This is a genomic window from Bengtsoniella intestinalis, assembly GCF_039719005.1.
Lineage (GTDB): Bacteria > Bacillota > Clostridia > Oscillospirales > Oscillospiraceae > Oscillibacter > Oscillibacter intestinalis.
The window spans coordinates 2,297,836-2,310,934 of record NZ_CP133584.1 but is presented as its reverse complement, the minus strand read 5'-3'; the positions used below and the strand labels follow the sequence as shown (position 1 = coordinate 2,310,934).

12 protein-coding genes and 1 pseudogene are annotated in these 13,099 nt (G+C 52.1%); 2 read left to right on the top strand and 11 right to left on the bottom strand.

Features of this window, described 5'->3' with window-relative positions:
- Positions 1 to 504 precede the first annotated feature (504 nt).
- The 11 genes and pseudogenes from RFF05_RS11085 to RFF05_RS11035 form a co-directional block, all read right to left on the bottom strand.
- Complete coding sequence (locus RFF05_RS11085) at positions 505 to 1,683, bottom strand: cation:proton antiporter (protein WP_409967154.1); 1,179 nt, start codon at positions 1,681 to 1,683, stop codon at positions 505 to 507.
- 27 nt (positions 1,684 to 1,710) lie between these two features.
- Positions 1,711 to 2,373 (bottom strand): hypothetical protein, encoded by a 663-nt coding sequence (locus RFF05_RS11080; RefSeq protein ID WP_409967153.1) that lies wholly within the window; start codon positions 2,371 to 2,373, stop codon positions 1,711 to 1,713.
- Positions 2,374 to 2,388: 15 nt separating this feature from the next.
- On the bottom strand, positions 2,389 to 3,063 hold the full coding sequence (locus RFF05_RS11075) for a YczE/YyaS/YitT family protein (RefSeq protein ID WP_409967152.1): 675 nt from the start codon (positions 3,061 to 3,063) through the stop codon (positions 2,389 to 2,391).
- Positions 3,064 to 3,098: 35 nt separating this feature from the next.
- Positions 3,099 to 3,797 carry a YczE/YyaS/YitT family protein gene (locus RFF05_RS11070; protein WP_409967151.1) on the bottom strand — a complete coding sequence of 233 codons (699 nt, stop codon included), beginning with the start codon at positions 3,795 to 3,797 and terminating at the stop codon, positions 3,099 to 3,101.
- Between the two features lie 3 nt (positions 3,798 to 3,800).
- Positions 3,801 to 4,913 carry a DUF3810 domain-containing protein gene (locus RFF05_RS11065; protein WP_409967150.1) on the bottom strand — a complete coding sequence of 371 codons (1,113 nt, stop codon included), beginning with the start codon at positions 4,911 to 4,913 and terminating at the stop codon, positions 3,801 to 3,803.
- Between the two features lie 4 nt (positions 4,914 to 4,917).
- Complete coding sequence (locus RFF05_RS11060) at positions 4,918 to 5,652, bottom strand: ABC transporter ATP-binding protein (protein WP_409967149.1); 735 nt, start codon at positions 5,650 to 5,652, stop codon at positions 4,918 to 4,920.
- A gap of 3 nt (positions 5,653 to 5,655) precedes the next feature.
- Entirely contained in the window at positions 5,656 to 6,438 is a 783-nt protein-coding gene (locus tag RFF05_RS11055; RefSeq protein ID WP_409967148.1) for an ABC transporter ATP-binding protein, read from the bottom strand.
- On the bottom strand, positions 6,435 to 7,235 hold the full coding sequence (locus tag RFF05_RS11050; protein ID WP_409967147.1) for an ABC transporter permease: 801 nt from the start codon (positions 7,233 to 7,235) through the stop codon (positions 6,435 to 6,437). Before RFF05_RS11050 ends, RFF05_RS11055 begins: the two co-directional genes overlap by 4 nt.
- The gene (locus RFF05_RS11045; protein WP_409967146.1) at positions 7,232 to 8,191 is read right to left on the bottom strand and encodes an ABC transporter permease; all 960 of its coding nucleotides are present in this window, start codon (positions 8,189 to 8,191) and stop codon (positions 7,232 to 7,234) included. Before RFF05_RS11045 ends, RFF05_RS11050 begins: the two co-directional genes overlap by 4 nt.
- A 123-nt stretch (positions 8,192 to 8,314) precedes the next feature.
- Entirely contained in the window at positions 8,315 to 9,841 is a 1,527-nt protein-coding gene (locus tag RFF05_RS11040; RefSeq protein WP_409967145.1) for an ABC transporter substrate-binding protein, read from the bottom strand.
- Positions 9,842 to 10,064: 223 nt separating this feature from the next.
- Positions 10,065 to 11,197 (bottom strand): annotated as a pseudogene (locus RFF05_RS11035) (AI-2E family transporter).
- Positions 11,198 to 11,512: 315 nt separating this feature from the next.
- On the opposite strand from RFF05_RS11035, the gene RFF05_RS11030 reads away from it, so the two are divergent.
- On the top strand, positions 11,513 to 12,397 hold the full coding sequence (locus RFF05_RS11030; protein WP_409967144.1) for a diacylglycerol/lipid kinase family protein: 885 nt from the start codon (positions 11,513 to 11,515) through the stop codon (positions 12,395 to 12,397).
- Positions 12,397 to 13,017, top strand: coding sequence for an NUDIX hydrolase (locus RFF05_RS11025; protein WP_409967143.1), 621 nt, complete (start codon positions 12,397 to 12,399; stop codon positions 13,015 to 13,017). The genes RFF05_RS11030 and RFF05_RS11025 overlap by 1 nt, the downstream gene beginning before the upstream one ends.
- Positions 13,018 to 13,099: the final 82 nt, after the last annotated feature.

Sequence of the window (13,099 nt, the reverse complement as noted above, 5' to 3'; positions counted from 1 at the left end):
CAACCGACATCCACAATCGTAGGCACCTTCCATGCGTGTTCCCATGTCATCGTACGAGTTGCGTGCGGCAGCAATCAGCGTTGGTTCGCGCATCCCACATGATAAGCCGAACGGGTGTGAGCCAGATGCCCCAATAGCACCGCACCCACTCATACCTGTAATCCGTATAAAATGGGAGCACGTGAGACAGATGACCACAAGTGGTCATCTGCCACGTGCAAGATTTTTGGTTACTTTGCATCTTTGCAAAGTAACGCCCGCGCGGCGAGCGCCCTCCACGGCAGTGGCGCCCCTGCGGCAGCAGCCCCCACGGGAGTGGAGAAAAATTTATCAAAAGAGAAGTCCCACAGGGTGAAGGATTAACCGCCCCAACAAGGGGCGGAGGTAAAGAAAGCGCCCCTGCGCCAGCAGCGCCCACACAGGAATGGGAAAGCAATTCAAGGCTGTGACATTGAATTCAAAAAAACACGGAAACGACAAGTCGTTTCCGTGTTCAAATCAGGATTATTCTTCTTTTTGAAGCCATTTTTGATAGGTGACTTCCATGCCCAGTGCACCCAGCGGTGCGGTGATTAAAATGGCCACCACTGCCACTGTCAACACCAATTCTCCACAGCCCAAACCCATGGCCAATGGCACACCGCCGATGGCGGCTTGCACCGTGGCTTTGGGTAGGTAGGCGATGACGCAGAACAAACGCTCTTTCATCTTCAATGTGGTGCCCAGCACACACAGCCAGACCCCACAGGCGCGGATGGCAAGGGACAGGGCAATCATGGCGATGACACCAACCCCTGCGTTCATGGCATAGGGCAAGTCCACCGCCGCCCCCACCAAGACAAACAGCAATACCTGCGCCCCTTCCCACAAGCCGCCAAAACTTTTAGACAAATTTGCACCTTGGGGATGCTTTGCACCCAGCACACAGCCCATGGACATTACCGCCAGCAAGCCTGACATTGCCACCACATCACTGAGCAAATCCTCCAACGTCACCAAGCCACAGCCCATGGCGATTAAACTCACCACCTGCACTGGCACAGTGACGGTAATGCATTTCCATAGCCAACACAGCCCAACACCGCACAAAATGCCAATGCCGACCCCCAACACAATGGACACAGGGATGGCGCCAAAGGCAGCCACGTTCAGACCGCCACCTTGGAGCATGGAAAGCACAGACGTGAACACCACAATGGTGTACACATCGTCTAAACTGGCACCAGCCAGTATCATTTGGGGGATGGATTGCCCTGTGCCGTAGCGATTTTCCATCAGTTCCACCATTTTGGGCACCACCACAGCAGGGGACACCGCCCCCAAAACCGCACCCATCAGCGCCCCTTCCAAGGGGGTAATCCCCAATATCATGGGGGCAAAGAGGGCATAGGCCAGCACTTCAAAGGTGGCAGGCAGAAAGCTCATCAAGGCGGCAGACCGCCCCACTTTTCGCAAATCGCCTAAATTGAGAGACAATCCAGCTTTGAGCAAAATCAGCGCCAACGCCAACGTGCGCACCTCGCTGGAAATGGAGAGCATGGTATCGCTGAGCAGGTCAAAACCACAATTGCCCAACACCATACCAGCAATCAGCATCCCCACCAAGCGAGGAAGTCCCAGCCGTCCGCAGACCCATGCAAAACACAAACCCACCAACCAAATCAGCGCCAAAGATTCTAACATTGTATCACACTTTCATTCTTATAAAACTCAGCCTTGAATCCAACTAGGTAGATAAGGCTTAATCAAACCAATGACCCAGCCAGTGCCCACTGCCAGCACCAAGGTGCCTTCTCGCACGGCAAGGATTTCACCACACACCAGCCAAGACCCTGCCAACACAAGCACCACCAACGCGCAATCGTTGATGATGCGGCAAATATGAAATGGGATGCCTGTTTTGGCGGCAATCACAAGCACCAAGCCTTCTAAGGGCATAGGCACCAAGCTCACGCCCACGAAAAACGCCACACCCACTGCCAAAACCACCACGGACACCGCCAAAATCACCAGACTTTGGAGATAGCTAGTGGGGGTATAATCAGGGATGCACCACGCCACCAGATTGACAAATTTCCCATAGATAATGGCAAAGGGCATTTGGGCCAAGTTGATGAGTTTAAACGCTTTGCCCAACAGGAGCATTTGCCCCAACAGCAAAATGCCGTAGAAAATAATCAAGCAATCGCCCATTTCCAAGCCAGATAAATAGCTGGAAACCACACCCACAGAGTTGGCAGGGGTGTTGCCAATGCCAGCCATAACGGCCAATGATGCCGACACAGCGCACAAAAATAACCCTATAATATAGGTGACAACCCGTAGCAGAAAATGCCCTTCAACCTTAGTTGGTGTTCGTTGTCGGTCTTTCATGGGTCTCTCCTTCTTTTAACTCAAATGCCAGTTTTGAATCCACCGTGGCAGATAAGGCTTGATTTTGCCCATCATCCAGCCTGTGGAGATGGCGAGAAAAACAGTGGCGATGCCAACACCCACCAGCTCCCCAAAAAAGAGAATAGAGGAAATCAGCGCAACGCCTGCACACGTGCAATCTATCAGTATCTTACTTTGATGGAATTGCAAATGGGTTTTCATACTGATGGCCAGCGCCAACCCTTCTAAGGGCATGGGCACCAGCTCTGTGCCCACAAACATCAATATCCCCACAGCTATAATCACCAGACCTGCCACCAGCAACAAACATTGGGCAATGAGATTGCTCGGTGTAATCACTGGCATATAGGCTGCCACCAAGTCTACCGATTTGCCATAAAAAATGGCAAAGGGCACTTGCCAGAGGTTAATCCACTGGAACGCGCGCCCAAACAGAATCAACTGTCCCACCACCATGCCAGTGTACATAATCAGCGAGCAGGTGCCAAGGGGCAAGTCGAAACGGGCGCTATACACCACGCCCACCGTGGTGGCGGCTGAATTGCCTAAATCCGCGTAGACAAACAAATTGATTGCAATGGAAATTAAAAATAATCCTGCGACATAGGTGAGCACACGGCGCACCAAGTGACGCTTTACCCGCTCAGGGGAATAAATGCCTTGTTTCATGGGAAGGGGTCTCCTTATAATACTAGGTCAATGCCTTAGTGAAGTTGCCAGTTTTGCATCTGTTTAGGCAGGTGGGGTTTGATTTTCCCCATCATCCAACCAGTGCCAACGGCCAAAACGATTGTACCGACGCCAACGCCCTCCAACTGCCCAAACAGCAACAAAGAGGACACAATGGCTAAACCAGCAAAGGTGCAGTCAATGCAGGTCTTCCACTTGTGGAAGGGGGTATTGGTCACTTGGGACATGGTGATTAAAAAGCCCTCCACAGGCAGGGGTACCAACTCGGTGCCAACAAAGGACAATGTGCCCACAGACACCAGCACCATGCCAAGCAGTTGCACCAGCCACCGCGCCAGCATACTCTCCACAGCAAAGGCAGGCATGGCCGCGCCCACCAAGTCCACAAAGGCGCTAAAAATCATGGCGAAGGGCACTTGCCCCAAGTTTATCCACTGAAATTTACGGCGCAAAATCACAATCTGTGCCACCAAAAACAAGCAATAGAGCCCCAAGGTACACGTGCCCAAGGAAAGGCCCTGCCACTGGCTAAACACCACCGCCGACGTAGAGACAGCAGAGTTGCCCAAATCGGCACGGACAAACAAGTTCATTGCAAGGGCAGAACAGAATAGGCCGAAAATATAGGTGACAATCCGCTGAGGAATGCGTCGCTCTCGCAACTGTTGAGATGTGACCATGTCATCGCCTTCTTTCTTGATTGATGCAATCAAATCTTACGCACTTTCACCGTAAATCACGGGCAGATAATAGGCCAGCAGTAAATCCACCACCATGCCATAGGATTGAATGCCATCGGTTTGCCCATAGTTTTTCAAAAAGGCATCGTAAGTCCCTTGGCTGACGGTGGCCACTGGGGTGGTTTTATATTGGCTCCAATAGTCGGTGTTGTCGTTCAAATCCACCGTCACCTCATAGGGCAATTGGGAGGCGATGGCGTACCACAGCTCATAATTGCGACTGTAAAGGGCGTTTGACAAGTAAATATATCCCGAGAGATAGCCTGAGTATTCATACACGGGATTGCCACTGGTCACCGAGGCCAACACCCCAAGGAAATTGCATTCGTCCTCTGGGGCAATGCCACGCAAATGTCCCAATTCATGGGCAATGGTGGCAGGCAGCAAGCAACTTGGACTGGCTACATTCAAATGGGCTTCCCCTGTGAACGGCGAGTAGACACCTGTGAAGTTCATTTCGCTCATCGTCTGAGAAAACGCCATGGAACGAGGCACTGCATCGTCGTGTTCTAAGAAGGGATACTGGCTTTCCACCCAGTCATACACGTAAGGTGCGTCTGCCAAAATCTCCTCTTGGCTCACGGCGAAAAGGCCGTTTTCATCCCGTTCCACTTGGTCGTAGGTTTGGTGCAATTGCCACACAAAGTAGTACATCACATAGGCCAATTCCTCTGTGGTGCCACCTACAGGCTCTAAACCAGACAGCTCTGAAAACCCGTCACCGTAGTATTGTACACCCCAAAGGCCACAAAAGCCAGCATAGATTGATAAACCCAAATTACAAACCACTAAAAAACCGCATAAAAGCCGTTTTAAACGCTGTGGTTTGCTCACCAAGTCCACCACAAACCGCGCCAGCACAATCATGCCCACCCCAGCGGCGGTGACATACAAGGTTTCCATCACAGAAGATGGGAACAAATAGCTGACAGAGCCAATGGCCTTGCCAACGGGGGTGGAGATTTCTTGGGTGAAGAAATTCATCAAGGTACGGTTGGTTTTGGCAATTTCAAAAACGGCAATGAGCACAAGGTTCACCACCAACCACCAACATAGCTTAGATTTACAAAGGGCTTTCCATCGTTTCATATGATCACTCCACCGCCAATAATTGTTTGGTATAGGGATGCTGGGGATGGTCAAAAACTTGCGCCACCGTCCCTTGCTCCACAATGTGTCCATGCTCCATCACCAACACACGGTGACACAGCTGACTCACCACGTTTAAGTCGTGGGAGATGAACAAAATGGACAGGTTCAATTCTTCCCCCAAGTCCTCTAATAGCTTTAAAATCTGGGCTTGGATGGTCACATCCAATGCTGAGACAGGCTCGTCTGCCAAGATAAATTGAGGCCGTTGCATCAGCGCCGCACCGATGGACACACGCTGACGCTGACCGCCAGATAAGGTGTCAGGCTTGCGGTCTAAAATGTCCTCTGTCAGTTCAATTTTCTCCAACATTTCCAGCACACGAGTCTCACGTTCTGCCTTGGGGATGCCCTGCACACGCAGAGGTTCTTCCAACGTCCAACGGATGGTGTGGGCTGGATTTAAAGCGGTAAATGGGTCTTGAAACACCATTTGAGGGGCAGTTGTATGGTGAATAACTTCCCCACTTTGGGGCGTTACCATACCAAAAATGCACTTAGCCAGCGTGGATTTACCACAGCCTGATTCCCCCACCAAACCCACGCGTTCCCCAGCGTGAATGATGAAATCCACCCCGTTGAGCACGCCCATTTTGGCGGTTTTGCCACGGCGTTTTTCCTCATAGCCTGCAAACAGTTGGCGCACTTCTAGCACCAAGTTTTGTTCCATCTCGTCCATCTCTTAGCCCTCCTGTTTCCGCCGTGGAATGGCATCAATCAGCGCCTTTGTATAGGGGTGGGTGGGGTTGTGGAAGACTTGCTCCGTGTCCCCTTGCTCCACCACATGACCCCGTTGCATCACCGCCACACAGTGGCACAGCTTATTGACCACCGCCAAGTTGTGGGAGATAAAAAGCATGGAAATGCCACGCTCTTGATTGAGCCGCTTGAGCAATTGCAAAATCTGAGCTTGGATGGTCACATCCAGCGCCGTGGTGGGCTCGTCTAAAAGCAATAGCTTGGGGTTGGAGACGATGGCCGCGGCAATCATGGCACGCTGAAGCATCCCCCCAGACAGTTCATGGGGATAGCTATTGTACACACGCTCTGGGTCGGGTAAATCCACCGCCGCCAAGGCTTCTAACGCTTTGGCCTTGCGCGCTTTGGCGGTGAGCTTGGTGTGGATGACCAGCACCTCTTCCACCTGTTTGCCGATTTTGAACAACGGGTTCACCGCACTGGTAGGGGATTGGAACACCACCCCCAAATCACGGCCTAAAACGGTGCGTAATTGCTCACGGTTGGTTTGCAGCAGTTCTTCGCCGCCGATGGCAATGCTGCCTGTGGCGGTGCATCGTCTACGGGGCAACAGCCCAGCAATGGACATGGCGGTCACTGACTTACCCGAGCCAGATTCCCCCACCAAGCCTACAATTTCCCCTTTGCCGATGGTCAAATTTAGCCCATCTACCGCACGGCGGTCACTGTCATGAAACTGCACCGTTAAGTCTGAAATCAAAATCATCGTTCCGCCTCCTTTTGCAGACCTTCGCCCCACAAGCCCACGGCGAAAATCATCACCACAATGGTCATGCCCACAGACAGGGCATACCAAGGGGCGGTCACCAGCATCCCTTGGGCTTCAGAGAGCATATACCCCAAAGACGGGTCGGTGGGGGAGACGCCAACACCCAGATAGCTCATAGACGCCTCTGCCAGCACGGCATTGTTAAAGCCAATGGTGAGGCAAGGGGTCAGGACGCTCCAAATATTGGGCAGAAGATGCACCGTGACAATCCGCCACGTGGGCACCCCCATCAGCCGTGCGCTTTGGATGAAGTTTTGGGTGCGCAAGGTGGCAAAGGTGGAACGGGTCACCCGTGCAAAACTGGGGGTAAAGACAATGCCCAGCACCAAAATCACATTGGTCGTCCCACTGCCCACCACGCTGATGAGCACCAGTGCCAACAGCACACTGGGGAAGGCGGTAATCACGTCTAACACGTGCATACAAAGGCTGTCTACCCAGCCTCCCAAATACCCTGTGATGGCACCAATCAAAGTGCCTACTACGGCGCCCATCACCACAGTCAAAAGACCGATGGTAACCGTGGTGCCTGCCCCTTGGAGGACACGGCTGAAAATGTCGCGACCAAAATGATCAGTGCCCATCAAATGGGTCAAAGACAGCCCTTGTAACTTGTCCAAACTGTTCATGGCAGAGGGGTCGTACGGTGTCCAGAAAAAGCCCATAACAACCAGCACCAACAGCGCTAGACTGGCAATGCGCCCAATTTTTAAATACCAATTTTGTGTACTCATTTGCCACCTCCCATCCGCAGACGAGGGTCAAGGGCGGTGTTAAACAGGTCAGCCATGCCGTTGACAGCCACCACCCACAGCGCCAGCATCACCACAATGGCTTGCACCACAGCGTAGTCACGGTTGCCGATAGAGGAGATGAGCATCCGCCCCAGCCCCGGCAAGGAAAACACCTGCTCCACCACAATGGCGGCGGCCACCAGTTCCGCTAACGTTTGCGCCAAAAAGCTCACCACAGGTGCCAACGCATTTTTCAGCACATGGCAATAGAGCACACGGCTTCGGTTTGCACCACGGGCAATGGCGGTGCGGACGTAGTCTTGGCGCATTTGATGCACCACCGTGGCACGGAGCATCCGCACCGTCTTGGCGATGCGTGGCACCGCCAAGGTGATGGCTGGGAACAGCAGGTACGTCCAGTGACCCACAGGGTCGGTGGCGATGTCAGGCAGACTGCCCACCACAAACCATTTGAGTACCACAGAAAACACCCATGTGATGACCACCCCTAAGAAAAAGGGAGGCAGTGACATGGAAAATTGGGTGGCGGTCACATCCCACCCACGGAGCAAGCGCCACCGCAGTTCTGGCCGCTCTTCATAGCGCACAGAAAATAGCGCCACAGGGGTGGCCAGCACCACAATGATGACAAAGGCCAAGCCGCACAGGCGCAGACTAAGACCCACCTTACCAGCAAGCAAGGTGGTGACACTTTGGTTATAGATGTAAGACGTCCCAAAATCACCGACGAAAAAGGCGGTGAGCCAATTCCAATACTGGACGAGGAAGGGGGCATTGAGCCCCAACTCTTCTCGCAGTGCCGCCACCGCTTCAGGGGTGGCTTGGGTGCCTAATAAAATGGTGGCAGGGTCGCCACCAATGACAGTGAACGCAGTGAAGGCCAAAAACGACACCGTCACCATGGTCACCAATAACATCAACAAACGTTTCAGCAAATGCAACGCTCCCTTCATGCACCCGTTGGGCGCAAACTAAAAGCTAAGGACGCATCCTTCTCAAAAGCATCCGTAACACTGGGGGACGGCGGGGGCTTGCCCCCGCCGCTTATCTGATTGCTCTTAGTTTGTAAAATACAGCCCAGACAGGTCTAGGGCGTAGAGGGGATAGAATTGGAAGCCATCCAAATCGGTGCGGTGCACCACTAGGTCTGCCATGTCTTGGATATAGACGTTGGCGGCAGTTTGGGTCAGTTCCAGTTGCATTTGTTTGAAAATTTGCACTTGCTCGGCATCGTCTCGGCTATCTTGCGCCTTTTGATACAGAGCGTCGTATTCAGCGTTATCATAGTTGATGAAGTTATTGTCAGCTGTGGACACAAAGCGAGAGAGCATGGCGCTGGCGGTCAAAGACGAGGCATCCACTCCGATGACGGTGGTTTCATAATTGCGGCCTACGTACACATCTTCCACCCAAGTGGCCCATTCTACAGGCTCGATGGTGGCAGTGATGCCGATGAGCTTGAGCTGTTCCACCATGACCAAGGCGGCATCCATGTGAGGGGTGTAGTTAGACGGAACGGTGATGGTCAAGTCAAACCCATCTGCATAGCCAGCTTGGCTCAGCAAATCTTTGGCTTTTTCCACGTCATAGTCGTAGTAATCAGCAAGGTCAGCATCGTAATACTTTTCAAAAGCTGGGTACATACTCGAGCCCACGATGGTGCCGAGGCCGTCAGAGGTAAAGTCTAGAATCTCTTGGCGGTTGATGGCATAGCTCATGGCTTGTCGCACCAACTCATTGTTCAGTGGCTCCACGGCGTTGTTGATATAGAGCGCTTGCACCAAGTTCATGGTGCCTTCGGTGACGGTGTAATCGTCGCCCAATTGGGCAGCTTGGGTGGCAGTCAAGTGCATACTCATATCCACGGCGCCACTTTGCAGGCTCAGCACCAGTGCGTCGGCATTTTCAAAAACCTGCAGTTCCACCGTTTCAATTTCAGCCACGTCACCCCAATAGCCATCATAACGGCTGAGCACCACCGATTCTTGGGCGGTGCGAGAGTCAAACGCAAAAGGACCAGTGCCAACGGGGGCTGTGTCCTGCTCGGTATAATCGGCAGGGATAATCGCCACAGTCAAGTAGGCGAGAAATTCGTTACTAGGTTGGGTCAAGATGACCACAACAGTGGCATCGTCGGTGGCTTCCACGCTGGCAACGCCAGAGAGTGCATTGATGCCAGCTTCTTCTGGGTCAATGCAACGGGTGAGGGAATAGACCACGTCGTCCACGGTGACCGCTTGTCCATTGTGGAAGGTGATGCCGTCGCGAAGGGTGAACGTATACACGGTGGCACTGTCGTCGATGGTGTAGTCTTGTGCCACGGCACAGGACATATCCCCTGTGGCGGTGGGCTTCACCAGCCCTTCAAACACATTGAACATCACTTCACGGGTGCCAGCGGAAACGGTTTTATGCGGGTCGAGAGAGCTGTCTAAATCTTGGGAAATACCCACCACTAAGGACGTGGTATCTGCTTTGGGTGTGGTGGTGGTTTCTGGGGTTTCTTGGCTGCTGTCTCCACAAGCTGAGAGTACAGTGCCGATGAGGGTTGCCGCCATCAAAACGGCTAGGATGCGCTTTTTCATGGGTTTCTCCTTTTCATCACCGCCACCAAGGGTCGGTGTGGGGCATTTCGCCCAAATAATATTGCTTGTTTTTGCGGTTATATACAAAAACAGCGTTGTGCCCATTTCGTTCCATAGGGTCACAACGCTGTATTTTACACCACTAAATAGGACATTGCAAGGGATTTTCAAATATTTACAGAAAATTTGTCAAATTTTTATCAAAGTCCACCACACTGCACCCTCATTTCTGTCCTTCTGTACCATTGGGCTGGGGCGGACGGCAGGTTTGGGTGGTGTAAGAGGCCGTATCTGTGGGGAGATTTTTCTTCTCCAAGCGGTACTCCAACCAGAAGCGAATGCCACTATAAATACAGGCCGCCACAGGCACACCCAAAAACATCCCCAAAACTCCAAAGAAGCCACCGCCAATGAGCACCGCCGCAATGACAACAAAGCCGGGCAGACCTGTTTTATCACCCAATAACATGGGACCAATCACATTGCCATCTAACTGTTGCAATGCAAAGATAAACGCGGCAAAATAAAGGGATTGAACAGGGGAGACCAGCAAAATCAAGAAAAAGCAGGGAATCCCCCGATAAAGGGGCCAAAAAAGGGAATCACATTGGTCACCCCAATGATGACGCTGAGCAACGGCACATAGGGGAAGCCCAGCAGACTACAGCAGAAAAAGGCCACCACACCCACCACAAAGGAGTCTAGCAATTTGCCACGGATAAAGCCAGAGAAAATTTGATCCACACGGCGCATCCCACGGAGCACCCAATACACTTCTTCTTGTCTGCAAATGCCATAGACCAACTTGCGCCCATGGGCGCCCAGTTTTTCTTTCACGCTCAGCATATACACCGACACAATGGCGCCCACAAACACATTTTGGGCAAACACATAAATACTGACCACACCGCCAGAGAGCAGGCTTACCAAATTTTGGGCTTGTGGCAACAAACTGCCGCTAAACCACGACATCGCCACCGTGTAATATTCGTCCATCTGGGCTGAGACCCATTGTTCCAATTGTGGGCTAAATTCAAAAATTTGCTCCACCCAACCTTCAATGGTGTAATAATAGGTTTCCACGTTGGAAAACAGTTGCAAAATACTGCTGTACAATTCAGGCAACACAGCCGACAACAGCCAATAGAGCAGCAGACAAATCACCAACCACGTCACTAGCAACGACATCCCACGCATAAAGCCAGCTGGGAGCCGTGTACGCCGTGTCGACCCCACTGCACCAAACAAAAGGCACTCGAAAAAATTCACCACAGGTGCCAACAGATAGGCAAAGGCCACACCCACCAAAACTGGGGCAGATGTATCGATTAATTTGCCCAATAAATTCAGCACCATAGACTGACCCATCAAGCTATCATAAAATAATAAAATTGCGGCGGCCGTTAAAAATACCGCCATGCAAATACGGGTTAATTCCGAGGCTTTTCTCATGTGCAATGCCCTCAATTCTCCTTGGTATCCAGCGTCCATGCTGACCTGTCATCTATAGTATACAGAGCCTGACAAACAAATGCAACCACCTTCTTCTATTTGCAGAAAATTTTAACAATTAAAGCGTGTTTTTTCCAACCACTTTGTGCTATACTATGGTAATATCCACAGGGGTATCGTTGCCCCTATTCCTTAAAATCCGCAACACAGGAGGCGGCTATGGACAAACGACTACTTTTTATTTTAAATCCCACCGCAGGGGTTAACCGCACCTTTGCGCCCTTGCTAGAAGCATTAGATCTATTATCCCAAGCCGGATACGCGCTAACCGTTCGCACCACCACCCAAGTTGGAGATGCCACAAATTTTGTGCTCCAATACGGCCAAAAGGTGGAGACCATCGTTTGCTGTGGCGGTGACGGCACGTTAAACGAAACCATTTCTGGGATCATGCAGTTGGAGCACAAACCCTGCCTTGGCTATTTGCCACGGGGGAGCACCAACGACTTTGCCACCAGTATGGGCATTTCCCAAAACCCTGTCATCGCCACCGAAGCCATGCTCGCCAGTATGCCACGGGCGGTGGATGTGGGGCTGTTAAACGGGCGAAGCTTTGTATATGTGGCCTGTTTTGGCGCCTTCACCAAAAGCGCATACAGCGCACCCCAAGCCATGAAAAACGTGCTGGGACATTTTGCCTATGTGCTAGAAGGCATCAAGGACATTTCCTCTCTGCGCCCTTATAAAATCAAGGTCACCGCCGACGACGAAATCCTAGACGGCGAATATCTTTTCGGCGCTGTCTGCAACTCCACCTCCATTGGCGGTCTGATGCGCCTTGACCATCTCATGGTCACCCTTGACGATGGCCGCTTTGAGCTGTTGCTCATTCCTTCCCCCCAAACCGCGATTGATTTGCAAAATATCGTCCGTGCACTGCTAACCCAAAACTACAACAGCCAAGGACTGGTGTTTCGCCATGTTTCTGCCGTCCATGTGGAGACCCAAGAAGCTTTGCCTTGGGCGCTAGACGGCGAATACGCGCCCAGCGCCGCCACCACCCACATCGTCAACCACCAACAGGCCGTTAGGATATTGAAGTAATGAACATTTATGACCTACAGCAAACCCTTGCCAACCGCCGCCCCTCTATGATGGGCGCCCAGCGCACTTTCGCGGTGTTGTGTCCTTTGGTGACCATGGACGATGGCCAGTGGGGGCTTTTATTTGAAGTGCGTGCCGCGTCTTTGCGCGCCCAGCCAAAAGAAGTTTGTTTCCCCGGCGGACAAATGGACAAGGGTGAAACCCCCACCCAAGCGGCCTTGCGTGAAACCCACGAAGAACTGGGCATCCCCAGTGGCGCCATCACCGTGTTGGGCGAACTAGATTTCATTGCCACTGCCGCTGGCTTTCTCATCCACCCTGTCTTAGCCGTGGTGGATGATGTATCCGCCTTGCGTCCCTCGGCTGAGGAAGTAGACCACACCTTTGTTGTGCCGCTCTCCTTTTTCGCCCAAACCAAACCCCTGTCTGCCGTGTACGATTTGGTGCCCCGCACCCACGACGACTTCCCCTATGATGTGCTAAACGTGCCCAATCCCTATCCCTTTAGAACCGCCCCTGTGGAATCGCCTGTATGGCTCTACACAGGACACCCCATTTGGGGGCTGACTGCACGCATTGTCCATCATTTGTTGCAATTCATGAAAAATCTAGACGAATAAGCCACTTTTACTAGACTTTCCCCTCGCAATGTGCTATACTACTTATTAACTATTTATTGTGGCAAAGTGTTTGCCCAATATA